Below are 25414 nucleotides of genomic sequence, written 5' to 3' on the forward strand. Positions count from 1 at the left end.
TAGTCATCGGCGAACGGTGAATCCACCGGTGACAGCGGCCTCGGGCAGTCTAAGCACACCCGGCAACCGGGACCGGCCTCGACGCGCCGGGTGCCCGCGCTGCCCGTTCCGGGACCCGACCGCGCGCTCGGCCCCGTCGGGTGCTCAGTTCGCGTCGGCGCTGCGGCGCCAGCGGATCCCGGCGTCGAGGAAGCCGTCGATGTCACCGTCGAAGACCGAGTCGGGGTTGCCGACCTCGAAGTCGGTCCGCAGGTCCTTCACCATCTGGTAGGGGTGCAACACGTACGAGCGCATCTGCGATCCCCACGAGTTGCCGCCGTCACCCTTGAGCGCGTCCAGCTCGGCCTCCCGCTCCTGCCGGGCGAGCTCCAAGAGCTTCGACTGCAGCACCCGCATCGCGGCCGCCTTGTTCTGCAGCTGTGACTTCTCGTTCTGGCACGACACCACGACCCCGGTCGGGATGTGGGTGAGCCGGACGGCGGAGTCGGTGGTGTTGACGCTCTGGCCACCGGGACCCGACGAGCGGAACACGTCGACCCGCAGGTCGGCCTCGGGGATGTCGACGTGATCGGTCTCCTCGGTCACCGGGAGCACCTCGACGCCGGCGAAGCTGGTCTGGCGGCGGCCCTGGTTGTCGAACGGCGAGATCCGCACCAGCCGGTGGGTGCCCTGCTCGACCGAGAGGGTGCCGTACGCGAACGGCGCCTTGATCGAGAAGGTGGCCGACTTGATCCCGGCCTCCTCGGCGTAGGAGGTGTCGTACACCTCGGCCGGATAGCCGTGCCGCTCAGCCCAACGCAGGTACATCCGCAACAACATGGCCGCGAAGTCGGCCGCGTCGACACCGCCGGCCTCGGAGCGGATCGTCAGCATCGCGTCGCGCTCGTCGTACTCCCCCGACAGCAGGGTGCGCACCTCCAGGCCCTCGATCGCCTTGCGTAGGGCGCCGAGCTCACTCTCGGCCTCGCCGAGGGTGGCCTGGTCGCCCTCCTCCTCGGCCAACTCGACCAGCACGCCCAGGTCGTCGAGCCGGGAACGCAGGGCGGAGAGCCGCTCCACCTCACCGGTCAGCGCGGACAACCGGGAGGTGACCCGCTGGGCGTTGTCGACGTCGTCCCACAGGTCGGGGGCCGCCACCTGCTGTTGCAGGTCGGCGATCTCGGCAGCCTTGGCCTCCGGGTCCAGCACCGCCTCGATCTGGGTCAGCGCACGGTCGAGCTCGGGGATCGCAGAGGAGAAGTCAGCCACAACGCTCCATCGTACGCGTATGCCCCACCGACGGGCTCGGACGCGGCTGGCTGGATTCCACGAAACGACCGGTCGATCCTGTTTCGGGACCGGCGCCCCGCCTGAGCGCGCCCCGCCCCCACCGCCGACCGGTGCATCTGCGGAATCCCCGGCCGCGGACGGTCGGGATCGGTCCGGCCCGCCCCGCCGGTCATAGGGTGACGGCCATGAACCTGGACCACTCCCCCGTGCTGGCCGTCGACGTCGGGGGCACCAAGGTGGCACTGGCCGTCGTCACCCCGGACGGGCGGCTGCTGGCCGAACGGGTCGTCGCGACGGCCACCAGTGCAGACCCCGAACTGGTGTGGCAACCGGTGGGAGCGGCGGTCACCGAACTGGTCGGCGCCGCCGAGCACGCCGGCCCTTGGCACGTCGGCGTCGGCAGCGCCGGACCGATCGACGTCCCGCGCGGCACGGTGTCGCCGGTCAACATCGCCGGCTGGCGGGGCTTCGACCTGGTCGGACGGCTCCAGCGGGCCGTACGGGCCGCCTCGGACGACGAACCGGCCGTCCGGCTGGCCGGTGACGGGCACTGCATCGCGATCGGCGAGCACTGGCTGGGTGCCGGACGTGACCTGTCGAGCATGGTCGGCATGGTGATCTCCACCGGGATCGGCGGCGGCGCGGTGATCGACGACCGGCTCTTCGCCGGGACCACCGGCAACGCCGTCCTGTTCGGCCACACCAGCGTCGACGCGTGGGGGCCGCGGTGCGTCTGTGGTGGCCACGGCTGCGTGGAGTCGTACGCCGGTGGCCGGTCGATGGCGCTGGCCGCCCGGGCACGCGGCTGGGGCGGCCACGACGGCCGGGAGCTCACCCGGGACGCCGCCGCCGGTCACCCGATCGCGGTCGAGGTGATCGACCGCGGGATGCGCGCCTGTGCCGCCGGGATCGCCGCGACCGCCACCAACCTGGACGTGGCGACGTTCGTGGTCGGGGGCGGACTCGCGAAGGCGGGCGAGGTCGTCCTCGGGCCGCTGCGCCGCCACCTGCACGACTTCGCGACCCTCGACTTCACCCGTGGCCTCGAGCTGCGCGCCGCCGAACTGCCGAATGCGGGCCTGCTCGGGGCGGCCTCGCTGGCGCTCGCGATCACCGGCCGGGGCGGCCTACGGGGTGAGTGAGGTCGACCGGGTCAACCGACGATCGCGTCGGTCCGCTCCAGTTCTGCCAGCTTCCACCAGGCCCGGGCGATGTGGAACGGATCCTTGACCGGCAGGGCGACCACCTCGTCCCGCGGGGAGCCGTCACGGTCCCGGATCTGCACCCACTCCTGTCCCGGGCCGACCGGGAAGGTGGCCGTCGTCCAGTCCCGGACCCGGTCACGCCAGTCGGCGAGCTCCGGGTCGGGGCCGGCGGCGGTGGCCGTACGGCCCAACAACAGTTCGGTGGTGTAGACCGCCTCGGCGTGTGGCCACCACAGCTTGGTGTCCCAGGTCCGGGCCAGGTGCTCCGCACCGGGGTCGCCGACGTGTCCCACCGGCGGGCCGCCGGCCACGTCGACGTGGTGCAGCAGGCCGCCGTGTTCGGGGTCCCAGCCCAACGCCAACGAGTGCTTGGCGATCCCGGCCAACCGGTGCGGGTCGGTCAGTTCGTGTCCGGGGACGACCGGTGCGGCGTCGTCGACCAGGAACCACAGGCACTCCAGGGTGTGACCCGGGGTACGGTGCCGGGCGGTCAGCGAGTCCGGTCGCCCACGCTCGTCGATGACCGGCATCTCGGCCGCGTCGTCGCCGTCGATGAAGTCCCGCAGCAGGGCGTCACAGGCACCCTTCAGGGCAGCGGCGCTGGCGGCGCTCCCGGTGGTCCGGTGGACCTCCCCGGCGACCCCGATCGTGATCATCGGCAACGCGAACGAGCCGTGGCCGGCCGGGGTGACGTGGGGGCTGGTGACGACGGCGCCGGCGTCGATCCGCGCGACGATCGAGGCCAACAGCGTCTCGCTGCGGTCGGCCAGCTCGGTCGATCCGGCGCTCCGGGCCCACCGGGCCAGCCCCAGGGCGACGAAGCAGTCGGTGAAGATCGAGATGTGCAGGCCGCCGCCGGGGACGGGTTCGCGGGCCGTACCGGTCTCGTCGAGCAGGTACGCGGTGGTGCCGTCGGGCAGAAAGGCATTGGTCAGCAGGAAGTCCGTGGTGCGGGCGGCGGTCTCGGCCCAGGCATCGGCGTCGGTGGTGACGTGCCCGGCGCGCGCGGCGTCGGCCATCGTCGCGGCCAACCACACCCAACGGCCCTGGGACCAGGTGTACTTGTCACGACTGATCAGCTCGTTCCCCAGGTTGTCCCAGCAGGTGAGGACACCGCCGCGTTCGGCATCGGGGCCGCGCTCCAGCCACCAGGGCAGGATGTCGCGTTCGAGGTGCGTGCGGTAGGTCATCAGGGGCTCCAGAGGTCGGTGTCGTCCAACAGTGCCATGGCCTCGGCGATCGCCTCGGCCGGTGGGACGTGGTGGTCACGTGCCTTGCCGAGTCCCACCCGGACCGCCGCCCAGGTGACCGACACCAGCAGGGCCGGCCGGATGTCGGTGGTGGTGTCGATGCCGAGCCGCTCCCCCAGCGCAATCGTGACCGAGGCCTCCATCGAGCTGGAGATCGCCGCCATCGCGTGCAGCAGGGTCGGGTCGGAGCGGATCAGGGTACGCCGCCGTTCCCACAGTTCGTGATCCTGGCTGAACTGCATCCCGTACGAGGTCAGGCAGGCCCGGACGGCGGTGACCGGGGAGTCCTCGGCCGGGCGATCCCGCAGCCAGCCCGCCACGGCCTGCGCCTGCTCCGGCGACACGCCGAGCACGGCCGACTCCTTGGTCGGGAAGTAGTTGAAGAACGTACGGGCCGACACCCCGGCCTGTTCGGCGATCTGCTCGGTGGTCACCCGCCCCATGCCGCGCTCGGCGACGAGTTCGACGGCGGCCCGGTGCAGGGCCGTCCTGGTCTGCAGCTTCTTGCGCTCGCGCCAGCCTTGGTCGGCGTCCTCGGGCCTTTCGGACGACACGGGAGACACGGGCGACACGGGCGCTCGAGAGGGCTTCGGTGTCGCCGGGTCAGGGGCCGACGCCGGGGCCGTGGGGCTGGACATGCAGGCAATGGTAACGCGGGACACGCAGAAATTGCAGTCACTGCGTTTTTGCAGTGACTGCAAGAGCGGCGTATGCTGATCGGCGGCGCCCGTGTGTGCATCCACCACCCGCGTCTTCGTTCGAGCTCTTGAGGACTTCTGTGACGAGCAACGTCAAGTACGCCACCCCGACCTCCCCACCACCCGCGGCAGCCGCCACCCCGGAGGCCTTCACCGGTCTCGGCCCGGAGGGCCGCCGCGTCTTCGTGGGCCTGATGTTGGGGATGTTGGTCGCCTCCATCAGTCAGACCATCGTCTCGCCGGCGCTGCCGCGGATCGTGGCGGAGCTGGGTGGGATGGAGCACTACTCGTGGCTGGCCACGGCGGCGATGCTGGTCTCGGCGGTCACGGTCCCGATCGTCGGCAAGCTATCCGACCTGTACGGACGGCGCAGCTTCTACCTGGCCGGACTGCTCGTGTTCATGCTCGGCTCGGTCATCTGCGGGCTGGCTCCGTCGTTCTGGGTGCTGATCGCCGGTCGCGCCGTGCAGGGCCTGGGCATGGGCACGCTGATGCCACTGTCACAGACGATCATCGGCGACATCATCCCGCCGCGACAGCGCGGCAAGTACCAGGGCCTGATGGGTGCGGTGTTCGGCGTGAACTCGGTCGCCGGGCCGCTGATCGGCGGCTTCATCACCGACAACCTCGGCTGGCGCTTCCTGTTCTTCGTCACCCTCCCGCTGGGTGTCGTCGCCTTCTTCGCCATCGCCCGCTTCCTGCACCTGTCGCACGAGCGTCGCGACGCCAAGGTCGACGTCCCCGGCATCGTCACGCTGACCGTGGCCCTGGTGCTGCTGCTGCTCGCGACCTCGTGGGGTGGCACCACCTACCCGTGGGGATCGCCGCTGATCATCTCGATGTACGTCGGCGGCGTTGCGCTGATCGGACTGTTCATCTGGATCGAGCTGCGCGCCGAGGAGCCGGTGATCCCGCTGCGACTCTTCGCGAACCCGATCTTCACCTTGGCCAACGTCGCCTCCTTCGCGGTCGCGATCGCGATGTTCGGCGCCATCTTCTACATCCCGGTGTACGCGCAGGGCGTGCTGGCGGTGAGCGCCACGAACTCCGGGCTGATCACGATGCCGCTGATGTTGGGCCTGGTCGTGATGGGCATCGTGGCCGGCCTGTTGGTCACCAAGACCGGGCGCTACAAGGAGATCGTGCTGGGCGGTGTGGTGATCATGGGCGTCGGCTACTGGCTGCTCACCCGGGTGCACCACGGCGACACCCAGCTCGAGCTCACCTTCGCGATGATGGTGATCGGCATCGGCCTCGGTTCCTGCATGCAGAACTTCACCCTGATCGTCCAGAACACCAGCTCCCGCAGGGACCTGGGCGTGGCCACCGCCTCCAGCCAGTTCTTCCGCAACGTGGGCTCCACCGTCGGGGTGGCGGTCTTCGGCACGATCATGACCTCCCAGCTTCCCGGCGCGATCGCCCGTCACCTGCCCCCCGAGGCCGCCGGCAACCCCGGCGCGATCAGTGGCGGCGTGGGCGCGGTGCTCGACCCGAGCCAGCTCGCCAAGCTGCCGCCGCCGATCGCGGAGGCCATCCGGATGGGCCTGGACGATGCCCTGCACGCGGTCTTCTGGACCGCCCTCCCGGTGATCGCCTGCGCCTTCATCGCGGTGCTGTTCATCAAGCCGATCCCACTGCGCGACACCGTGCACACCGCGGAGGAGGCCGGCCAGGAGGTGCTGGACGGACTGGCACAGAACGCCGCCGATCCCGAACGGGTGCCGCTGGGCCGCGACACCGGCAGGGTCCGGACGTCGGAACGCCTGCTGGGCCTGGAGCTGGGGCTGCTGGCCCGGGAGGCCGACCGGGACGACCGGCCGCTGCTGCGCCAGGCGCTGGTCGAGCTCGGCAACGGTGACCTCGAGCGCGGTCGGGAGCTGCTGCGCAACAGCATGACCACCCTGCTCAGTGAGGATGCCGAGCGGGTCGCCGACACCGAGCCGTACGCCGCCGAGCTGGGCGAGCGAGCCAAGCGACCCGGTGGGGTGCTCGGTGCGGAGCTGCGGCAGGCCGTCTCGGCCGAGGCGATGCACCTCAGCGAGCACCAGGAGGGAGCCATCGGCGGCGAGCCGGTCACCGATCGACACCGGGCGGTGGACGTCGACGCGGTTCGGGATGCCACACAGGACCTCGTGGCCGCGTTCCTGGTCGACGTCCTGGTGGCCCGCCGGGCCGAGGTGGCCGCCGGACCCGGGACCCCCGAACGCAGTTGAGCCCCGAAACAGTTCAGCCCGAACACAGTTGAGCCCCGACCCGGGACGGGTCGAGGCTCAACCGGCGCGAGCCGGGTTGGCTCAGGCAGGCAGGGTGCCGGCCGCGATCGCGTCGGCGGCCGAGGCGCTGTCCAGGTAGACGGTGCAGTTGTCGTGGGTACGCAGTGCGGTCGCCGGGCAGGACTCGTCGATGGCCCCGGCCAAGGTGTCGGCCACCGCCGGCGCCTTCGCAGCTCCGGGCACCATGCAGTGCAGTGACTTCGCGTCGAGCAGTCGCGGCACCGTCAGCGTCAAGGCCCGCTCCGGGACGTCGTCGAAGCTGGCGAACAGGCCGTCGTCGACCTGCTGCTGGCGGCACACGTCGTCCAGCTCGGCGACCTTGACCGCGCGCGGATCGTCGAAGTCGGCGACCGGCGGATCGTTGAAGGCGATGTGGCCGTTCACGCCGATCCCCATGCAGACCAGGTCGATCGGCGCTTCGGCCAGCGCAGCGGCGTACGCGTCGGCGATGGCTTCGGCCCCCTCGGTGGCCTCGGTGTCGGCGGCGAGGACGTGGACCTCGCCGAACGGCAGCCGGTCGAAGATGTGCTCGGCGAGCCAGCGACCGAAACGCTGCGGCGCATCGAGCGGCAGGCCGATGTACTCGTCCATGTGGAACGCCGTCACCCGCGACCAGTCGATCCCCTCGGCCGCCACCAGGGCGTCCAGGAACTCCGACTGGCTCGGTGCGGCCGCGAACACCATCCGGACCCGGTCCTGCCCGGCCAGGGTGGATCGCAACTCGGCGATCACCGCCTCGGCGGCCGCCGCCCCGAGTTGCTGCCGGTCGTCGAACACGCGGACGCGCAGTCGATCGACGTTCGTGGACTCCAGGACCTGTGACACCAGACTTCTCCTCTGCGAGGGCAATCGTTTGCACGCACCGTAGCAGCGCAACCCCGGGCCTGTCAGGGGTTCCATTCGTCGGTACGGTGTGACCGACGTCCAGCACAGGGCGTCGGCAGGACGGGGTGGGCACACCCAGACTCGAACTGGGGACTCCCTGCTTGTAAGGCAGGTGCTCTAACCAACTGAGCTATGCGCCCGGCCGGACAACGATAGGCCGCCACGGCCGGTTCGGCCAACCTGTGACGCCCATGTCGGACACGGTGCGGGTGGGCGCCGTGTCCGGGTCAGATGTAGATGGCGGGGTCCAGGTCCTCGAGGGCCCCGGCAGCGTTCTCGTCGGCCGGGGTGAGGGTCCGGTAACGAGCGGGGACGCCCACCGCGACGTGCCCCGGCGGAACGTCCTTCACCACCACGGCGTTGGCGCCGACCTGGGAGCCGGCACCGATCCGTACGGGACCGATCACCCGCGCGCCGGTCCCCAGGGTGACGCCGGCCTCGATGGTGGGGTGTCGTTTCCCGTGGCTCATCGACCGACCCCCGAGGGTGACTCCGTGGTACATCATCACGTCGTCGCCGACCTCGGCGGTCTCGCCGATCACGACACCCATGCCGTGGTCGATGAAGACCCGCCGCCCCAATGTCGCACCGGGGTGGATCTCCACCCCGGTGAGCGTCCGCGCCACGTTCGACAGCAACCGCGCGGGCAACCGCAGGAGTGGCACCTGCCAGGCGGCGTGGCTGATCCGGTGGACCCAGATGGCGTGCAAGCCCGGCGACACCAGAGCCATCTGCACCTGCGAGGTGGCCGCAGGGTCACGCTCGACGGCGGCCGCCACGTCCTCACGAATCCCTGCCCAGGCACGGGCCAGCAGCCCGGGGGTGGTACCCCTCGAGCTGCGGGCCGCGGACCGGTGCACGGTCGGCTCGTCGGCCGGTGACCGAGTCAGTCGACCAGACCCTCGAACAGGATGGTCGACAGGTAGCGCTCACCGAACGACGGGATGATCACGACGATCGTCTTGCCGGCGTTCTCGGGGCGACGGGCGACCTGGTCGGCGGCGGCCAGCGCGGCACCGGACGAGATGCCGACCAGCAGGCCCTCGTCGGTGGCGGCCTTGCGGGCCCACTCGACCGAGGTGGCGGCGTTGATGTCGATCACCTCGTCGACGACCGAGGCGTCGTAGTTCTCCGGCACGAAGTTCGCACCCAGGCCCTGGATCTTGTGCGGGCCCGGCTTGCCGCCGTTGAGGATGGCCGACTCCTCGGGCTCCACCGCGATCACCTTGACCTCGGGGTTCTGCTCCTTGAGGTAGTGGCCGGCGCCGTTGGCCGTGCCACCGGTGCCGATGCCGCTGATCAGGATGTCGACCTTGCCGTCGGTGTCGTTCCAGATCTCCGGCCCGGTGGTGTCGTGGTGGATCTTCGGGTTGGCCGGGTTGGCGAACTGTCGGGCCAGCACCGCGCCCCGCTCGGCGGCGACCGCCTCGGCCTTGGTGACCGCACCCTTCATGCCTTCGGCCCCCGGGGTGAGGATGAGCTCGGCGCCGTACCCCCGCAGCAGTGCCCGCCGCTCCTTGGACATCGTGTCCGGCATCGTCAGCACGACCTTGTAGCCGCGAGCCGCACCGACCATGGCCAACGCGATTCCGGTGTTGCCACTGGTGGCCTCGACGATCGTGCCACCGGGCTTCAGCTCACCCGACGCGGCGGCCGCGTCGATGATCGCGGCGCCGATGCGATCCTTGACCGACTTGGCGGGGTTGTAGTACTCGAGCTTGGCCGCCACGGTCGCCTCGGATTCGATGATCCGGTTGATCTTGACCAAGGGCGTGTTGCCGATAAGGGCGGTCACATCGGAATGAATGGGCACGGGTCCACCTTCGTTGAGTTTGCCGGTATGCGAGGGGCGCGCTGTTGCGCACGACCAGAGCAACAGTGTCCTCCAAGAGCCTATTCCCGCGTCCACCATCTGGACCGCCGGTCTTGCGATGTCAAGGACACTTGCCATGTGGTGTCAAGGGTGCTTTACTCGACGACATGAGCACCGACACCACGACCACCACCGCCACCACCGGCGCGTCACCGGGCGGCCGCCGCCCCGTGATGGCGAACCTGGCCGACGTCACGGCGTTCACCTCCTCCCCCGGCTGGGCCTGGTTGTTCGCCCTGCTGCTGTGGCGGACGGCCTGGCTGTTCGCCGCCGACGCCGTGGTGTTCGGGGTGATGCGGCTGGTCGACCCGGCCACGACCTGGGGCAGTGCCCTGCTGTGGGCCAACGTCAGCATCGTGGTGGTCGACGTGCTGACGATCGTGGTCGTCGCGTACTCCTTGCGCCGGGTCGGCAGCTCACTACGGACCCTGCTGCGGACCCGGTCGGTCGGCAAGGACATCGCCTGGGGCCTGTTGCTCGGGCTGATCGTCATCGTCGCCTTCTTCGCCGGCAACTTCGTCGCCAACCTGATCACCTACCAGGGCGTCCCGCCGATCCCCGAGGGCGGCTCGATCGCCGTCCCGATGTGGTTCGGGCTCTGGTGCCTGATCGTGATGCCGGTGACGATCGCGGTGGCCGAGGAGGTGCTGTACCGCGGCTACCTGCAGCACGTGCTGTCGGAGCGGCTCGGCCGGCTGGTCGGGTTGTTGATCATGTCGGTCGCCTTCGGCATCCAGCACCTGGCACTCACCGCCCCGGACCCGCAGGCGTGGCTCGCGCGCTTCCTGACGACCTTCTTCGCCGGCCTGGTGTTCGGGCTGTTGGCGTGGTGGATGAAGCGACTGTGGCCGCTGATCGTCGCCCACTGGCTGCTGGACGTGCTCTTCCTCGGGCTGCCGCTGATGATGGCCGCGGTGGGGTCGGCCTGATGCCCGATCCACGCCGGCACGGCCGGCGCTACGCCGTACGGTTCACCGTCGCGATGGTCGCCTATGGCGTCCTGCTGGGCGCGGCCTTCCTGCTCGCGGGCCTGTTCGACGGCCCGGGCCGCTACCTGGTGATGGCGTTGCCGGTGCCCGCACTGTTCGCCGTCGTGTGGGCGGTGTTCCGCTACTGGGAGGCCGTCGACGAGCTGGTCCGCCGTGACGTCACCCGCAGCCTGGCGCTGGCCTTCGGCGTCGGGTCGGTGCTCACCTTCAGCTACGGCCTGATGCAGGTGGCCGGGGCTCCGGTGATCAGCTGGCTGTGGGTGTGGCCGGTGTACGCGGTGTGCTGGCTGGTCGCCTCCCTCGTCATCCGGCTCCGCAACCGGTGAGGCCTGCGGTGGACAACGACATCCGCAGCCTGCGGACCGCCCGCGGTTGGACCCAACGCGACCTGGCCGAGCGGCTGGACGTCTCCCGGCAGACCGTGAACGCGCTGGAGACCGGCCGGTACGACCCCAGCCTGCCGCTCGCCTTCAAGGTCGCCAAGCTGTTCGAGCGAACCATCGAAGACGTGTTCCGACCCGACGACGACTGACCGGGCCTACTCCTCGGGCACCACGGCCTCGGGGTACTTGCTGCGGTAGAACCGGACGATCATGTCGACGACCTGGTCGTAGGTCACCGTGCCGGTGTTGATCACCAGGTCGTAGTACTCGTCGGTGTGCGGGTCCCACTGGTAGAGATGGAGGGACATCTCGGCCCGAACCCTGTCCTCGAAGGCGATCCGCGCCTCGGCCTGGCGCTCGTCGAGTCCGGTCTTGGCCATCACCCGCTGCACCCGCATGCTGAGCGGGGCGGTCAACCGGACGTGCAGGGCGCCCACCGCACGGCCGAGCACGACAGCTCCGTTGCGGCCGGCGATCACCGCGCCGTCCTCGGCAAACCTCAACACCTCGAGACGGTTCTTCTGCGCCAGTGAATGGTCCTCCGAGATCGCCATGGCCTGCGCCATGTCGGAGTCCTGGGTGCCGGTCCACGAGACCTTGCCGAGCCATCGGTCGAAGGCGGAGTCGCTGCCCAGCCGTTCCGGGCCGTAGGGCCGTTCGGCCTCGTCGCGCGGCGCCTCGGCGGCGACCTCGTCGGAGGAGAACCGCTGCGGTACGTACGTCACGCCCAGGGTCCGGGCCACGGCCGGCCCGATCGTGGAGGCGCCTGCCCCCTCGCGTTCGAAGATCGTCACCACCGGCAGCACCCCCTTGTCGGGTGGCCGCAACAGCAGGTCGCGGGCGTCGCCCACCTCCGCCACCCGGACCCGGCCGGCGGCCACGCCGTACGTGCTGCTCACCGCGCCCTCGGAGCGTCGGGCGTTCAGCTCGCGGATGACGCGTCGGTGGGTGCCGGAGTCGAGGTCGTACCAGAACATCACGAGGGTCGCGGCCACCGCCAGCCCCGCCGGGATCAGTCCTGCGGCCAGCCGGATGCCCTGCTGGGCCGTCGGATCCTGGACGTCGGCCTGGGCCACGTAGCCGAACGCGCCGATCACGCCGGCACCGAGCCAGCCGCCGACACCCTGGCCGGTCTTGCGGATGAACGACAGCACCGAGTACGAGCCGCCCTCGGCCCGGACCGGTCTTCCACTCCCCGAAGTCGACGGTGTCGGCCTGCATCGAGAACATCAGGGCATTGGTGCCGCCGGTCCCCAACCCGAACAGCAACCAGGCCACGATCCCGATCGGCAGGCTTCCGTTCGGGACGAAGAAGATCAACACGAACGACAGGATCGCCAGCACGGCAGCGCCGATGTAGCCGTTGCGCTTGCCGAACCGGGAGGTGATGCCGGGCACCATCGAGGCGACCACCACCGTGCCGACGGTCTGGGCGAGGGCGAGCAGGGTGTACCAGCCCGCGTTGCCGAGGATGTATCGGGCGTAGTAGAGCCCCACCGCGTTCATGGTGAACATCGCGGCCAGCAGGAAGAAGGCCGCCACGCACAGGATGATCAGTGGCCGGTTCTGGCGCACCATCGTCAGCGTGCGCCGCAACGAGATCTTGGTCCTGCCCGGGGGCACGACCTCCCGGGTGTTGCGGAAGCAGAGCTGGTACAGCACCACGGCGACGACGCCGAGCACGACGGTGGTGACGGTGAACTGGAACCGGACGTCGTCGCCGGAGGTGTCCTGGAACTGTGGCGCCACCACCGCCGACAGGGCGACCGAGGTCAATGCACTGGCCACCGAGCGGGCACCGGAGAGCTTGGAACGGTCGACCGAGTCCTCGGTCATCGCCGCCGCCAGCGAGCCGTACGGGATGTTGACGAACGAGTACGCCAACTGGAAGAGGGCGTCGAACAGGAAGATCCACGCGATGGTCAGCGACAGGCTCAGTCCGGCCGGCACGCTGAACAACAGCACGAACACGATCGCCAACGGGGTGCTGCCGAACAGCAGCCACGGCCGCAGCCGACCCCATCGGCTCGTGGTGCGATCGACGGTCTGGCCCGCGATCAGGTCGGCGACGCCGGCCCAGATCTTGGTGACACCGTAGATGGTGCCGGCGATGGCGGCCGGGATCCCTGCGATGTCGGTCATGTACACCAACAGGAACATCGACGTCATCATGAACGTCAGGTTGTTGGCGACGTCACCGAGCGCGTACGAGACGACCCGACCGCCCGACAGCGTGCCCGCACTCCGCGGTGCCTGCTTCGCCATCGTCGCCTCCTGTCTCCCCGGGGCGCGCCCCCGACCGGGCCACGTGCTCGACTGGTCGCTGCAGCCTAGGCGACCTCCTTGCCGGGGCGGTCCTCGGGGCCGGGGCCGATCAGTCCCGGACGACTTCCTTGCGTCCCAGCTCCGCGGCGTAGAAGGCGTGCCTGATCTCGTCGACCTCGTCGAACTGGATCAGCGCCGGCTCGCCGTACAACGCGCGGGTACGGCCGTTCTCCCAGACCCACTCGCCGCGGCTGCAGTTCTCCGCCTTCACGAACCCGTTGATGTAGAGCCGTCGATCCTGGTGTCGGGTGGTGTTGAAGCCGCCGCCGTGAACGGTGTACGCACTCCACAGTCCGACGTCGCCGGGCTCCAGGTCCATCACGTGGATCCGGTCGTCCTTGGCGTACTGCGGGGTGTTCCAGACGCTGGTGTCCTCCGGGTCGTGGTCGACGTCGCGATGACTCCCGGGCACGATCGACATCGCTCCGTTCTCGGCGGTGTGCGGATCGATCGCGATGCCGGTCTGCACCCACGACTGGAACAGGTCGGTGAACGCACTGCTCGGTTGCCGGCTGCGCACGTCACGGTGCAGCGGCCAGGTCGTCCGTGATCCCGGACGCTTCCAGTGCACCTGGTTGATGATCTGCTTCACCGAGTCACCGATCAACGGCTCGATGATCTGAAGCAGGCGCGGGTCGGTCCGGAACTTGTCCATCACGGCGTCGTGGTACGACGGCCACTGCATCCCACGGACGGTGGTGCCCGTCTCCCGGTCCTCGTCGACCCAGATCACCGTGTTCTGCTTGCGCCAGGTCCGGCCGAGGAGTTGGCCGGTGAACTTCCAGCGGTCGCAGGCCGTACGTACCTGCTCGATCTCGGCCTCGGTGAACACGTTGGGGACGACGGTGTAGCCGTCCTCCCAGTACTGCCGGACGTGCTCGGGGGTCATCAGCTCGTTGCCGGTGTGGGTCCGGTCGGCGGTGGCGGTCATGGCGTGGTTCTCACTCCTGGTTGGCTGGTGGACGGTCGAACAGGTCAAGTGCCGGGGTCAGCGGTGGATCGTCACACCCCAGATGGGCCGACAGCTCACCGCTGGCGTCCCACAGCGCGGCGAGGGTCCGCCGACGGGTCAGGTCCTCGATGAGGAAGGTCGGGGCGGAGCAACCGATCGCGGCAGCCACGGAGCCACCCCGCGTCCAGACCGGCACCGCGAGCGCCGACGTACCACGCGGGTTGCCGATCCGCTTCAGGGCGACTCCCGATCGACTGATCGCCCGGAACTCGTTGAGCCAGCGGCGCTGCGACCAGCCCGGTTCGGCCCCCTCGTCGTTGGCGATGAACTCCGGCCAGGCTGATTCGTCGCCCAGGGCGACCATGACCCGACCGGTCGCGAGCCGGAGTGGGTGCGACCAGGCAGAACGCTCCGCGGTCACGGTGATCGGGCCGGTGGCGGCGCTGTAGTGGATGATCCGCGCCTCCCGCCCGATGAGCACGGTGGCGGTGGCGGCGAGCTCGGCCCGTTCGGCGAGCCGATCGAGCACCGGGCCGAGCAGCCCGCGCAATCCGGCGACCGGATCCCATCCCGCGCTGAGCCCGGCGACGGCCGGGCCGAGCCGGTAGCGGCCCTGGACACCGACCAGGTAGTGCCGACGAGCCAGCGTCCGGACCAGGCTGTGGGTCGTGGACACCGCGAGCCCGGCCTCCCGGGCGAGCTCGGACACCCCGACCTCCTCGGCACGGCCGACCAGCTCGAGCAGGTCGAGGGCCCGGACGACCGACTGCACGTCGCCGCGTCGCTCGGGCTGCTCGCGAGGGCCTCGGGGCTCGCTCCTGCTGTCGGCCACGCTCGTGACGTTAGGAGTGCGCGCGCGGCGATGCAAGAGGCCTTGCGACAATGTCGGAAGGCTGGCGCCGGCCCTGCCGGCCGGGAGTCAGAGCGAGACGCCCAACAGGCCGCGGGTGAGCTGGAACCCTTCATCGCCGGTGCGGTGGGCGAGCACCTCGTTCCGGCCCTCCAGGACAGCAACCAGTTGGTCGACCACGGGGTCGGACGGGCTCCCGGGACTGCCCGCGGTGTCCTGCAGGGGGTTGGGGTCCTGCAGGGGGTTGGGGTCCTGCAGGGGGTTGGGGTCGAGCAGGAGGTTGGGGTCGAGCAGGAGGTCGGCATCGGGTGCCCCCGGCCCGTCCGGGACCGCGAGACGCAACACCGGGACGTAGCGCTGCCCGGGCCCCGGGGTGATCGCGACGATCACCTCGGCACCGCAGGCACCCAACCCGGTCAGGGTCTCCAGCCGATCCGCGCCCGCCGCGTTCATCAGGTGCAACCCCGGCTGCTCGATCCGCTGCCCGTGCCCCAGCGTCGCCTCGGCGTCGGCGACCAGGTCGTCGAAGGCGGCCGTGTGGCGCAGCGGATCATCGGTGGACAGCACCACCGAACCGCCGGCGGCCAGCACCCGTACGGTCAGATCGGCCGTCGCCGCGACCAGGGCCGGCTCCGGCTGCTGATCACTGCCGACCCCGCACAACCCGATCACCACGCCGTCCCAGCTGCCGGCGGTGCGCCGGGGTGCGGCCGCGTCAACCACCACCTCGTCGAACCAGCCGTGCACCTTCTCGGTCACCGCGGCGATCCCGCCGTCGGTCTGGATGGAGGCGAATCCCAGACCGGCGGTGTCGACCCCGGACTCAGCGAGCAGGTGCTTGAAGTGGGCGTTGTGCGTCTTCTCGCAGCCGTGCTCCAGCAGCAGGGTCCACCCGGTGTTGTTGTGCCGCAGGTGGTTGATCATGGTCCGGGTGTAGATCTCCTCGGAGTCCCCGCTGGAGGAGCCACACCCCTCGGTGTGCGGCAGTGCGACCACCCGGTCGGCCCGGCCCCCGTGCCAGTTCTCGCGGGTGGCCCGGTCGGCGATCCGGGTGGCGATCTGCCCGGCGCACAGGCTGGTGGGGAGCACCAGCGCGACGGTCTCCGACGCCGTCCGGCCGTCGTCGTGACGGACCCGGCTGATCGGCGGCAACGCGGCGGCGGTCGCCACGCGGTCGGGCACCGGCAGCGGCGCCCCCGCCAGCACTCGGTCGGTCAGTGCGTCGATCTCCGGCCCTGAGGCGGGACCGTCGACCGGGCGGCGCCCCAGCTCGAGCAGTGCGCTGTGACCCGACGGGGCGACCGGCTCGACGGGCGTGGCCTGTGCCCAGTCACGCCAGATCTGCACCTGGTTGTGCCCGGCCCGCTCACCAGCGGTCGAGCGACCGGCGGCCACCTCGACGGTGAAGTCGAACACCTCGTCGGTGAGGGCGTCGAAGTCCTCCCCGTTCAGGTGGCGACCGGCGTCGACGTCCATGTCCTGGGCCAGCAACTCGTAGCGTTGGGTGGTGGTGACGAACTTGATCGTCGGGACGAACGGAAAGTTGGTGATCGACCCGTTGCCGGTGGTGAAGAAGATCATGTTGCAGCCGCTGCCGACCTGGCCGGCCACCGATTCGAGGTCGTTGCCGGGGCTGTCCATGAACACGAATCCCTTGCGGTCAAGGGGTTGTGCATAGTTGATCACCTGCTCCAGCCGCAGCGCCGGATCCTTCTTCCGCGCCGCACCGAGGGACTTCAGCACGATGTTGTGCAGACCGCGCAGGATGTTGCCGCCGGACGGGTTGCCCTCCGCGGAGTGTCCGTGCCAGCCGACCCGGTCGGCGAACACGGTCAACGCGGACAGGAAGTCGCGGGCCACCTGGTCGTCGGCCACGTTCGACAGGATGTAGCCCTCGGCGCCGATCAGTTCATCGGTCTCGGCGAGCACCGCCGTCCCGCCGTGTCTGATCACCTCACGCCCGACCGCTCCCGACAGCGGATTGGCGCTGACTCCGGAGAAGGCGTCGGAACCGCCACACTGCAGGCCGATCGAGAGCTCCGACAGCGGAGCGGGGACACGTGTCTGGCCGGCCACCTGATCGACGAGTCCGGTGATCAACTCGACCGCCGTGGTGGCGTCCGCGTCGAACGAGCGCCGCCGGGTGATCACCTCGACCGGGACGTGCGGGGCGGCCAGGCCATGATCAGCGGCGTACGTGAGCAGCGACTCCGCGGTGATCAGGGCACCCGGGTGCTCGACCAGCACGACGGCCCCCAGGTTGGGGTGGACGATCATCCCGGCGAGAGTTCGGAGCACGAGGTCCAGGTTGTTGGGGTGGGCGCCGGGGCCGGCCTCGGTGTGGGCGACGGGCACGACCCCGTCGAACTCCTCGGCCCCGGGTCCGGTGCCGAGGTCGCGACAGCGGCGGGCCACCTCCTCGGCGAAGGCGCCCTCGGTGGCGGTCAGGCCGATCACCGCGACGTGGTTGCGCGTGCCGTAGCGACCGTCGGCCCGGGCGAAACCGGCGAACGTCCGGGGCTGCTCGACCAGCCGGACCGGGTCACCGACGGTGTAGCCGTCGGCCTCGCGGTAGCGCCGCCACGGTTCGTTGCGCACCGTGGCCGCCTCGGGAAGGTCGGCGATGCCACGCTCCTGCAGGGCGGCCAGGCTCTTGGCGGTGCAGACGTACGACCCGGCCGGCAGGTCATACTCGGCACGCCCGAACGGCACGCCCCACGACAGCACCGGCTCGTCCGCCCCGACCGCGCTCACCAGGAACCGGTGGCCGACCAGGACTCGGTGCGAGGTGGTGATCCCCGATCCGTCGGGCAGGGTGACCTCGGTGCCCGGTTCGAGCTCGACGAACACCACCGCGGCGTTGTCGTCCGGGGTGGGAAGGACGGCGACTTCGGACAATCTGGGCACGGTCCCAGCCTGCCACGTCCGGCAAGCTCGGGCCGCCCCGCGTCAGCTCCCGGAACCGTCCGGGTCGGCCAGCCTCGACGCCAACCGCCGGAGCAGGTCACGTTGTCCCTTGACGATCACCTCGGCGGCCGCCGACAGTTCGAACCAGGCGACCCGGTCGACCTCGGGGAACGTGGCCCGCCGACCCGACCGGGGTGGCCACTCCATCTCGAAGGTGCCGGGCACGACCGCGGCGGGGTCGAGGTCACCGGCGACGGCCCACGCCCGCACCTGCTTGCTCGACTGCCGGACCACACCGAGGTCGTACCACTCCCCCGGCGGGACCGGCAGCCCGAGCTCCTCGGTGAACTCCCGGGCCGCGGCCACGCGGGGCTCCTCACCATCGTCGAGCTCACCCTTGGGGATGGTCCAGGCTCCGGCGTCCTTCTTCGCCCACAGCGGTCCGCCCATGTGGCCCAGCAGCACCTCGATGGTGTCGGGGTCGTCGGGAGCGGGCCGGTGGAGCAGGACTCCGGCGCTGGCACGGGTCATCCGGCCAGCCTGCCACGCACACGCCCGCACTCAGCGGGGCGGGTGGTGGTGCACCACATCGAACTGTGGGCCAAGGATGGCGCGAACTCAGCGGGCTCGTTCGGCTGGTTGCTCATCGAACTGGGCTGACCCCGCGGAAGCCGACCCGACGCCGCCTCATGGTCGCGCTACTCGGGCTGGTCCACCTGTCGCGACACAGTCTGGCGATACCGTCGCGGGCGATCTCACATGTCGCACGAGCCCCGCCGAATCCTTGACGGCCTACTGAGGAGCCCACCATTCTGCATTAGGTGAGTGACGATCTTCAGTGACGATCCATCATCGTCACGTCGACGGCGCAGCAGCATGTCGAAGGGTTCTACTTGGTGAAGTACTTGTGACCGACCCGGCCGTCGCAGCCCGGGCTGAGGGAGCCATCGAATCATCGAATCACCATCATCATTCAGGAGGAGCCACCATGTCCCAAGATCAAGAGGTCGAGTCCGAGCAGTCCCCCCGTCCAGGGCGGCGAGGGTGGTTGGCGGGGATGGCAGGCGCTGCTGCCGTTGCCGGCCTGTCAACGTTGCCAACCACCAGAGCCGCGGCGGCGCCCACGGCAGCTGCGGCGCTCGGCGGCACGAACGTCAAGGACCATGGGGCTGTCGGGGATGGCACCACCGTCGACACCGATGCCATCGAGGCCACCATCACTGCTGCAGGCGACGGCGGTGTCATCTACTTTCCTCCTGGCAATTACCGGATCCACCGAACCTTGTTCCCCCGCTACGGCCAACGTTGGGTGGGCGTTGAAGGGCATTCCCTGCTCACCAGCATCGGCGAGGTGGAGGGATTCACCCTCGTGGACACCCGGAACGCACACTCCAAGATCGTGTTCGACGGTCTGGTCTTCGACGGCAACCGGGACAACACCACCGACCCCGGCTGGCAGTACCCGGTTTCGACCGGCGGCGCGCAGGGCGTCGGCATCTTCTTCATCGCCGCCACCAAGAACAGCGTGCAGAACATGGCCGTGCGCTGCCATGTCCGCAACACCTGGAACTACGGCATCGCCGGGTGCCAGTACGACAAGGACGCCGCAACCATGGAACTGGCCATCGAGGCCACTCGTATCACCGGCTGTGGCGGCGGACTGGTCGCATTGCGCACCAGTCGGCTACGAGTGCTCGACTGCATTGTGGAGGACAACGGCCAGCAAGGCATCTGGGGCCAGGAATGCACTGACGTCATCGTGGCCCGCTGCACCTCCAACGGCCACGAGGTGCACGGCATCGTGTTCACCTATTCTGCCGACCTCGAGATCATCGGAAACCAGTGCCACGGCAACGGACGTGGCGCGAACAAGTTCGGCTGGGGAATCTGTCTCGGCGGATCCTCGCCGAAGATCCAGCCGAACCAGTCGTACACCATCACCGGAAACCGCTGCGACCTGAACGGATCCGGCGGCATCACCATGGCCCCAAGTGGCCGGGCTCTCCCCAGACCCACTCGCAACGTGCGGCAGTCACTGGGAACGTGTGCACCAGCGACGGTGTCATCGGGATCAATGGCATCAGCCTCAACTATGCGAAGGACGTCACGGTCACCGGGAATGTGTGCCAAGGGATGCCCTACCACGGCATCAACATCTCCTACCCAGACCGGGCGGTGGTCACCGGCAACGTCAGCTTCGAGAACAAGAAGGGATTGGCAATCGACTCCACCGACCACGGGATGTCGTACGGCAATGTTGTCGTCGGCAACAACATGATCTACGACAACGAAACCGACTACCACATCCCCCAGTACCCCTGGTCCGGCAACATCGCCCTCGCCGAACCACTGGACATCATGCAGATCCTCGCAAACAAGGTGGGCTTCTACGGCATGGAGCCCACCGAACAGCCGACTGGCTACGCCGAGATCGAACCCGTCGGCGACGGCATCGACTTCGATCCCAGCACTGCTGGCGCGCGAGAGATCAGCGACACCCTCGCAACCCTGATCAGGGACCTCAAACGACTCGGCCTGATCGGGTGACCGCGGTCGAACTGGTCAAGGCGTCAGACAGCGGGTCTCGGATCGTCAGGCGACCCTGACCAGGTACATCCGGTCGACGTACAGCCACGGCACCTCGGGATTCCGGCCGTCCACGTAAACATAGCGGCCGGTGGTCTGGTACGTGAGGTCGGCCGGGATCTCGAATTCGTGGTACTGCCCGTCGGCGAACGTCTCGTACGGCCAGGACCACTCGGTGCCCAGACCGGTGCCGTCGTCGATCTTGGGGTAGATGCCGAGGATCACCGCGGCCGGCTCCGGCGGGACATCGGCGACAACATCGGTCCGCACGGTGACATGCACACGCCACGTGCCCTCCGGTGGCAACTGGCTGAGCGGCAGCTGGATGCTCCACGACTCGCGCGAGGCAATCATCCGGACCGTGACACCGTCGTTGGCGAGCGGATCGGCCACCAGGCTGGCCGTACTGCCCGGACGGCTGAGCGCATAGTCCTCCAGGATCACGTAGTCCGACTCCGGCAGCCCGACGCAGGCCGGTGGCAACTCACCCGCGGTGCGCGGAATCGCCAGCGCGTCGAACATCTGGCTGATCGGAGTCCGGGCACCCCACCGGTCCACCTCGGCCAACGAAACGGCCTCGCGGATCCGCGCGATCCGCTCATTGACCTCAGCCTCAATGTCCCAGCGGATCCCGTTCGCCCGGGCCTGGGCCTGGTACTCACCCCGACGGATCAGGACCGCGTAGTCGATCATCATCCGGATCACGGCCAGGTGTTCCGCGGAGCGCTGGTCGGCGGCGACCACGTGAGCTGCCCGGGTGAGCAGCCCGTCGCACCGCCACATGGTGTGCCAGTCGAGGTAGCGAGCACCGACGCTGCCCGACATGATCATCAGGTAGGGCTCGTCCCGGGCGCGGGCGGCGTCCAGCAGCCGCAGCACCTTCAGCACCAGCGCACCGGCCCGGCCGAAGTAGCCGTCGCAGAACTCGGCGAACAGGTCGTCGACATCGGCCTCGGGATCCCACAGCAGCCGCGAGATCGCCCAGGTCTTCATCACCCGCAGCTGGACCCCCCGGCCTTCCGACCCGGCCTCTGCCATGTACGACACGACCTCGGGGAACTGCGCCAGCTCCTTGATCGACTCCGTCCGGGACCACCAGTCGGCCAGTGGGGCGATGAAGTCGGAGAACAGGTACTGGTAGTCCCACATCGACACCGCCGACGACTTCGTGCACCACTCGGCGAACTCCCGGCCGATCTGCTCGTTGTTGCCGGTGAGCAGCGTCGAGCCCATGTCGTAGTGGATCGGCGCTGTGGTCACGATGACGTTGTCCTCCATCGTGATCCCGGTCGGCGGTTGCCAGGCGAAGCTGTACGCCTGCGTCTCGACCCGGGCCTCGAGGATCTCGGCACCCAGCCGGCGCGCGACGTCGTTCACCATGTCCATCACCGGAGCCGCCAGCGAGTCGCCGTGCTGTGCAGCGAACGCCACGTCGTCGGGATGCGGATTGGGGTAGCCCTGGTCGTTGACGTGGAAGGGGTGTCCCGTGTCGCCGTCCTCGTCCATCCGGACGCGGATGCGTTCGGCCAGGTTCGTCGCGCCCGCCTCGCGCGTTCGATCGTCCATGAACAGCACCTGGGTGTCGTACCAGAGCGACTGGTCGGTGATGATCTCGCGGAACTGCCCGGGGTGGATGCCCGGCCAGATCAGCGACCAGGTGTCCAGGGCGGGGACCGGCGCCGGGAGCTCCCGTTCGTACCCCATGTTGCCGCGCTGGCCGTTGAGCAGGTTGCGGTGACGCCACGCGTACTCGCCGACGCCGTCCCCGACGATGGTCTCGCGGTAGTCGAACCTCGGATGGTGGTCGGCCTGCAGGTCGGCGGCCAGCAGCGACAGGCTCGGCTTCGACGGGACATGGGTGGTGTCGGGGGCGAACCACCGCACCCCCACCAGGCGGTCCAGCAGGAAGTTGACCCCGTACAGCGTGCCGCGGTCGGAGACGCCGCCGATCAGCAACGCCGTTCCGTCGCAGCGGTACCCGAAGCCGTCCCGCGTCGTGTCGACCTCGGGCAACGGGTCGGCGGTGGTCAGTGGCCCGGTGGCCCAGGCGTTCTGTCGACCGACCACGATGACGGCGGCGGCCGGATCGTATGCGGCAGGGGCCTCGGCGACGTCGTAGGTGCCCCCAGTGACCTGGCTGAGGTGGTCGGCCAGCTCGGCTGCCGCGTGAGTGACGGTCGGTCCCTCATCGGCACCGACCAGGACCTGCACCGTGGCCACCCCTTCGGCGGCGATCCGGAAGCGTGCTCCGGCGGCGCGAGCGTCCGTGCCACTGGTCGCAATGGCGGCACCGACACCCAGTGCAGCTCCGCCGAGCAGCACAGTGCGGCGCGCCACGGTCGTGCTGCTCAGTTCGGTAGGTTCAGCTGACGTCACGGGATGAATGGGCGTCACGGGATCAACAGGCATGGGGGGCTCCGTCCTGACCGGTGTCGGACCGACGTTGGCCCGGCACTCCCCCACCTGTCTACTGATCGACCCAGAACGTGTCAATGCTTTGGCCGTTATCTGGGAGGAAGTGGCGTCCACGTCCCAGATGGCCCCGGGTAGGGTTCGGCCATGGACATCGTGGGAAACGTACTCGTGGCAATTCACCTGCTCTGCATGGCAGCAATCGTGGGGACCTGGGTTGCCACCTTCAAGACGCCCACCGTGCACATCGCCCAGTTGATCGGCGCCTGCGGCAGCCTGTTGACCGGGCTGCTGCTGACCGGGCTCGCCGAGATGGCCGCAACGGCGGACGATCCGGTCAACCACGCCAAGATCGGCACGAAGCTGGTGATCGCGCTCGTGGTCCTGGTGCCGGCGATCATCGGCTACCGGAAGGCCCGCAAGGGCGAGGAGGTGTCCACCGGGCTGGCCCACGCGGTCGGTGGCACCGCGGTGATCAACGTGCTGGTCGCCACCCTGTGGCAGTGATCCGGGCCGACTGGTCCCGGCAGGAGTGAGACGGCGGTTCCAGTCCGGCAGGATGTCGGCATGACCGCAGCGCAGCAGCCCCGGACCACCCACCTCCTGATCGCCTCCGCCGACCGCGTCGGCCTCCATCAGCTCGATCTCGCCGCCGGCACCTGCCAGCAGGTCGGCGACCCGATGACGCTCACCACGCCGTTGGGCCTGGTCGCGTCCCGGCACGGTGGCTGGGTGACCGGATTCGACGACGACGGCATCATCCTGCCGATCCTGGCCGGGCCGGGTGGCCTGCGTCCGGGACCGCGCAGCAGCAGTGGTGGCGCCGTACCGTGCCACATCGCCGTGGTGACCGACGACGGTGCGAGCGGGGCCGCCGAGACCGTGGCGGTCGCCAACTACACCGGCAACTCCGTCGGCGTGGTCCGGGTCTCCGATCCCACCGATCCCGACGGTCGGGCCGAGTTGGTCGACGTCGTCAACTTCGGCGAGGGGTCCCATCCGCACCAGGTCTTGCGCCACGGTGCCCAGTGGGTCGTCAGCGACCTCGGCCTGGACTGCCTTCACGTGCTGGATCCGACCGACCTGCACGGTGAAGCGGTCAGGATCGACCTCGGGGAGGGCAGCGGCCCCCGCGATGCGGTGGCGATCGACGAGTCAACCCTGGTCGTCGCGCTGGAGGTCGCGAACGCTGCCGTCCTGGTGCGACTGGAGCGTGACGGCGAGCGGATCACCGGCGGTACGGTGACCGCGCGCGTCGACTTCACCGGTGATCCCGCCGACAGCCACCCAAGCCAGATCCTGCGGTCCTCCGACGGTCGGGTGCACGTGCTGAACCGCGGACCCCAGACGCTGTGCACGCTCAGCGTGACCGGCGACGAACTCACCCTCGACGGCGAACTGCCGATCGGCGACTGGCCCATGGACCTGGTCGAGCTGGACGGCCAGCTGGTGATCGCCTGCCGCAACGCCGATGCCCTGGTCTGCGTGGACGTCACCACCCTGCAGCAGACGGCCAGCATCCCCACCCCGGCTCCCGCCGCCCTGGCGATCCTGAACGTGTAACGCCCCCCGAGCTCGTCACTCCGTCCCCCGAGCTTGTCGAGGGGTCCCGAGCTCGCCGCTCCGCCCCCCGAGCTTGTCGAGGGGCCCCGAGCTCCTCACTCCACCCCCCGAGCTTGTCGAGGGGTCAGAGCTGTGCCAGCGCCGTGACGTGGTCGGCGATGTTGCGGGCATCGCCGATCCCGTTGACCACCGACCAGGCGACCAGACCGTCGGCATCGAGCAGGAATGACGCCCGCAGAGCGCACCCCGCGGCCTCATCGAACACGCCGTGGGACGAAGCGATACCGCCATGGGGCCAGTGATCGGAGACCAGGTCGAAGGTGAAGTCCTCCTGCTCGGCGAAGACCCGCAGGCTGAACATCGAGTCACACGAGATCGCCAGCACCCGCGCATCGTGCGCGGTGAACTCCGACATCAGGTCCTGGACGGCGCGAAGTTCCCCGGAACAGATGCCGGTGAACGCGTACGGATAGAACATCAGCAGCGCCGGGGCACCGGTCAGTTCGGCCGTCTCGACCGGGGCACCGTACTGATTCTTCGAGGCCCAACCGGGCGCCGGGTCCCCGACGGCGGGTGGGGAGGGGCGACCCGTCACCGGGGGCCATTCTTGGGCCGGACCAACTTCTTCGCGGTCCAGTCCTCGGAGACCTGTTGTGAGGTGGTCAGTGACATGCCCGCGGTGGCGGACGCCTCGGCCACCAGGCCGGGGTCCACGAAGCCGTCACGGCCGACCTTGGGGGTGAGGAGCCACACGACACCGCTCGCGGTGAGGTCGGTCAGCGCGTCGACCAGACCGTCGACCAGGTCGCCGTCGTCGTCGCGCCACCACATCAGCACCACGTCCACGGGTTCGACGGCGTCTTCGACCATCTCGCCGTCGATGGCGTCCTCGACAGCCACCCGGACGTCGTCGTCAACGTCCTCGTCCCAACCCAGCTCCTGAACCACCATGCCCGGCTTCACGCCCAGCATGTCGGCCACCGAGGACTCGCTC

22 protein-coding genes, 1 tRNA gene and 2 pseudogenes are annotated in these 25414 nt (G+C 69.5%); 9 read left to right on the forward strand and 16 right to left on the reverse strand.

Going from position 1 to position 25414, the window contains the following annotated elements; genetic code table 11:
• Positions 1-144 precede the first annotated feature (144 nt).
• Positions 145-1248, reverse strand: coding sequence for a peptide chain release factor 2 (gene prfB, locus ACQBAU_RS11810; protein ID WP_434551109.1), 1104 nt, complete (start codon positions 1246-1248; stop codon positions 145-147).
• A 206-nt stretch (positions 1249-1454) separates the two neighbouring features.
• On the opposite strand from prfB, the gene ACQBAU_RS11815 reads away from it, so the two are divergent.
• Complete coding sequence (locus ACQBAU_RS11815) at positions 1455-2411, forward strand: ROK family protein (protein ID WP_434551110.1); 957 nt, start codon at positions 1455-1457, stop codon at positions 2409-2411.
• Between the two features lie 11 nt (positions 2412-2422).
• On the opposite strand, the gene ACQBAU_RS11820 is transcribed toward ACQBAU_RS11815, so the two are convergent.
• Together ACQBAU_RS11820 and ACQBAU_RS11825 are read right to left on the reverse strand one after the other, a co-directional pair.
• Complete coding sequence (locus tag ACQBAU_RS11820; RefSeq protein ID WP_465256465.1) at positions 2423-3664, reverse strand: AGE family epimerase/isomerase; 1242 nt, start codon at positions 3662-3664, stop codon at positions 2423-2425.
• On the reverse strand, positions 3664-4278 hold the full coding sequence (locus ACQBAU_RS11825) for a TetR/AcrR family transcriptional regulator (RefSeq protein WP_434551112.1): 615 nt from the start codon (positions 4276-4278) through the stop codon (positions 3664-3666). Before ACQBAU_RS11825 ends, ACQBAU_RS11820 begins: the two co-directional genes overlap by 1 nt.
• Before the next feature lie 224 nt (positions 4279-4502).
• On the opposite strand from ACQBAU_RS11825, the gene ACQBAU_RS11830 reads away from it, so the two are divergent.
• The gene (locus ACQBAU_RS11830) at positions 4503-6635 is read left to right on the forward strand and encodes an MDR family MFS transporter (protein ID WP_465256464.1); all 2133 of its coding nucleotides are present in this window, start codon (positions 4503-4505) and stop codon (positions 6633-6635) included.
• Positions 6636-6716: 81 nt separating this feature from the next.
• Here the strand turns inward: ACQBAU_RS11830 and ACQBAU_RS11835 are convergent, their stop codons facing one another.
• The 4 genes from ACQBAU_RS11835 to cysK all read right to left on the reverse strand — a co-directional run bounded on the left by ACQBAU_RS11835 (position 6717) and on the right by cysK (position 9393).
• The gene (locus ACQBAU_RS11835) at positions 6717-7520 is read right to left on the reverse strand and encodes a 6-phosphogluconolactonase (protein WP_465256463.1); all 804 of its coding nucleotides are present in this window, start codon (positions 7518-7520) and stop codon (positions 6717-6719) included.
• Positions 7521-7646: 126 nt separating this feature from the next.
• Positions 7647-7720: transfer RNA gene (locus tag ACQBAU_RS11840), tRNA-Val, on the reverse strand.
• Positions 7721-7807: 87 nt separating this feature from the next.
• The gene (gene epsC / locus ACQBAU_RS11845; protein ID WP_465259508.1) at positions 7808-8311 is read right to left on the reverse strand and encodes a serine O-acetyltransferase EpsC; all 504 of its coding nucleotides are present in this window, start codon (positions 8309-8311) and stop codon (positions 7808-7810) included.
• A 155-nt stretch (positions 8312-8466) separates the two neighbouring features.
• Positions 8467-9393 (reverse strand): cysteine synthase A, encoded by a 927-nt coding sequence (gene cysK / locus ACQBAU_RS11850; RefSeq protein ID WP_465256462.1) that lies wholly within the window; start codon positions 9391-9393, stop codon positions 8467-8469.
• Between the two features lie 167 nt (positions 9394-9560).
• On the opposite strand from cysK, the gene ACQBAU_RS11855 reads away from it, so the two are divergent.
• From ACQBAU_RS11855 to ACQBAU_RS11865, 3 genes are read left to right on the forward strand one after another with little or no spacing between them, the layout of a single operon-like run.
• Positions 9561-10382 (forward strand): lysostaphin resistance A-like protein, encoded by an 822-nt coding sequence (locus ACQBAU_RS11855; protein ID WP_465256461.1) that lies wholly within the window; start codon positions 9561-9563, stop codon positions 10380-10382.
• Complete coding sequence (locus ACQBAU_RS11860) at positions 10382-10768, forward strand: hypothetical protein (RefSeq protein ID WP_434550625.1); 387 nt, start codon at positions 10382-10384, stop codon at positions 10766-10768. The genes ACQBAU_RS11855 and ACQBAU_RS11860 overlap by 1 nt, the downstream gene beginning before the upstream one ends.
• Before the next feature lie 8 nt (positions 10769-10776).
• The gene (locus ACQBAU_RS11865; protein WP_434550626.1) at positions 10777-10974 is read left to right on the forward strand and encodes a helix-turn-helix transcriptional regulator; all 198 of its coding nucleotides are present in this window, start codon (positions 10777-10779) and stop codon (positions 10972-10974) included.
• Between the two features lie 6 nt (positions 10975-10980).
• On the opposite strand, the gene ACQBAU_RS11870 is transcribed toward ACQBAU_RS11865, so the two are convergent.
• From ACQBAU_RS11870 to ACQBAU_RS11895, 6 genes and pseudogenes are all read right to left on the reverse strand, one after another.
• Complete coding sequence (locus ACQBAU_RS11870) at positions 10981-11802, reverse strand: cytidylate kinase-like family protein (RefSeq protein WP_465256485.1); 822 nt, start codon at positions 11800-11802, stop codon at positions 10981-10983.
• Between the two features lie 39 nt (positions 11803-11841).
• Positions 11842-13090 (reverse strand): annotated as a pseudogene (locus ACQBAU_RS11875) (glycoside-pentoside-hexuronide (GPH):cation symporter); the annotation flags it as partial.
• A 109-nt stretch (positions 13091-13199) separates the two neighbouring features.
• Entirely contained in the window at positions 13200-14081 is an 882-nt protein-coding gene (locus ACQBAU_RS11880) for a phytanoyl-CoA dioxygenase family protein (protein WP_465256460.1), read from the reverse strand.
• A gap of 10 nt (positions 14082-14091) precedes the next feature.
• A complete protein-coding gene (locus ACQBAU_RS11885; protein ID WP_465256459.1) occupies positions 14092-14934 on the reverse strand; it encodes an IclR family transcriptional regulator in 843 nt (280 codons plus the stop codon).
• Between the two features lie 87 nt (positions 14935-15021).
• Positions 15022-17859, reverse strand: a complete 2838-nt coding sequence (locus ACQBAU_RS11890; protein WP_465256458.1) for a UxaA family hydrolase — start codon at positions 17857-17859, stop codon at positions 15022-15024.
• Positions 17860-17901: 42 nt separating this feature from the next.
• Positions 17902-18390 (reverse strand): NUDIX hydrolase, encoded by a 489-nt coding sequence (locus tag ACQBAU_RS11895; protein WP_465256457.1) that lies wholly within the window; start codon positions 18388-18390, stop codon positions 17902-17904.
• 526 nt (positions 18391-18916) lie between these two features.
• Here ACQBAU_RS11895 and ACQBAU_RS11900 point away from each other — a divergent pair.
• Together ACQBAU_RS11900 and ACQBAU_RS11905 are read left to right on the forward strand one after the other, a co-directional pair.
• Positions 18917-19717, forward strand: a pseudogene (locus ACQBAU_RS11900) (right-handed parallel beta-helix repeat-containing protein); the annotation flags it as partial.
• A gap of 185 nt (positions 19718-19902) precedes the next feature.
• On the forward strand, positions 19903-20406 hold the full coding sequence (locus ACQBAU_RS11905; protein WP_465256456.1) for a NosD domain-containing protein: 504 nt from the start codon (positions 19903-19905) through the stop codon (positions 20404-20406).
• A gap of 45 nt (positions 20407-20451) precedes the next feature.
• Here ACQBAU_RS11905 and ACQBAU_RS11910 read toward each other — a convergent pair whose 3' ends face one another.
• Positions 20452-22782 carry a DUF4838 domain-containing protein gene (locus ACQBAU_RS11910; RefSeq protein WP_465256455.1) on the reverse strand — a complete coding sequence of 777 codons (2331 nt, stop codon included), beginning with the start codon at positions 22780-22782 and terminating at the stop codon, positions 20452-20454.
• Between the two features lie 267 nt (positions 22783-23049).
• Between ACQBAU_RS11910 and ACQBAU_RS11915 the strand changes: the two genes are divergently transcribed.
• Positions 23050-23364, forward strand: a complete 315-nt coding sequence (locus ACQBAU_RS11915) for a hypothetical protein (protein ID WP_465256454.1) — start codon at positions 23050-23052, stop codon at positions 23362-23364.
• 60 nt (positions 23365-23424) lie between these two features.
• Complete coding sequence (locus ACQBAU_RS11920) at positions 23425-24420, forward strand: lactonase family protein (RefSeq protein WP_465256453.1); 996 nt, start codon at positions 23425-23427, stop codon at positions 24418-24420.
• Positions 24421-24544: 124 nt separating this feature from the next.
• Here the strand turns inward: ACQBAU_RS11920 and ACQBAU_RS11925 are convergent, their stop codons facing one another.
• Both ACQBAU_RS11925 and ACQBAU_RS11930 read right to left on the reverse strand, forming a co-directional pair.
• Positions 24545-25015, reverse strand: coding sequence for a peroxiredoxin (locus ACQBAU_RS11925; protein WP_465256452.1), 471 nt, complete (start codon positions 25013-25015; stop codon positions 24545-24547).
• Positions 25012-25392: a DUF3052 family protein gene (locus tag ACQBAU_RS11930; RefSeq protein ID WP_434550779.1), complete on the reverse strand. Its 381-nt coding sequence runs from the start codon at positions 25390-25392 to the stop codon at positions 25012-25014. Before ACQBAU_RS11930 ends, ACQBAU_RS11925 begins: the two co-directional genes overlap by 4 nt.
• Between the last annotated feature and the right edge of the window lie 22 nt (positions 25393-25414).

It is taken from the genome of Carbonicoccus niuqiaonis, assembly GCF_050157065.1.
In the GTDB taxonomy this organism is placed as follows: Bacteria; Actinomycetota; Actinomycetes; order Propionibacteriales; family Propionibacteriaceae; genus Avipropionibacterium.

What these genes read in the sequence shown, in the direction of transcription:
- ACQBAU_RS11815 (WP_434551110.1), top strand. Translation starts at nt 1,455, where the DNA reads ATGAACCTGGACCACTCCCCCGTGCTGGCCGTCGACGTCGGGGGCACC.
- ACQBAU_RS11820 (WP_465256465.1), bottom strand. Translation starts at nt 3,664, where the DNA reads ATGACCTACCGCACGCACCTCGAACGCGACATCCTGCCCTGGTGGCTG.
- epsC (WP_465259508.1), bottom strand. Translation starts at nt 8,311, where the DNA reads ATGGCTCTGGTGTCGCCGGGCTTGCACGCCATCTGGGTCCACCGGATC.
- ACQBAU_RS11855 (WP_465256461.1), top strand. Translation starts at nt 9,561, where the DNA reads ATGAGCACCGACACCACGACCACCACCGCCACCACCGGCGCGTCACCG.
- ACQBAU_RS11860 (WP_434550625.1), top strand. Translation starts at nt 10,382, where the DNA reads ATGCCCGATCCACGCCGGCACGGCCGGCGCTACGCCGTACGGTTCACC.
- ACQBAU_RS11870 (WP_465256485.1), bottom strand. Translation starts at nt 11,802, where the DNA reads ATGTTCTGGTACGACCTCGACTCCGGCACCCACCGACGCGTCATCCGC.
- ACQBAU_RS11880 (WP_465256460.1), bottom strand. Translation starts at nt 14,081, where the DNA reads ATGACCGCCACCGCCGACCGGACCCACACCGGCAACGAGCTGATGACC.
- ACQBAU_RS11895 (WP_465256457.1), bottom strand. Translation starts at nt 18,390, where the DNA reads ATGACCCGTGCCAGCGCCGGAGTCCTGCTCCACCGGCCCGCTCCCGAC.
- ACQBAU_RS11915 (WP_465256454.1), top strand. Translation starts at nt 23,050, where the DNA reads ATGGCAGCAATCGTGGGGACCTGGGTTGCCACCTTCAAGACGCCCACC.
- ACQBAU_RS11920 (WP_465256453.1), top strand. Translation starts at nt 23,425, where the DNA reads ATGACCGCAGCGCAGCAGCCCCGGACCACCCACCTCCTGATCGCCTCC.
- ACQBAU_RS11930 (WP_434550779.1), bottom strand. Translation starts at nt 25,392, where the DNA reads ATGCTGGGCGTGAAGCCGGGCATGGTGGTTCAGGAGCTGGGTTGGGAC.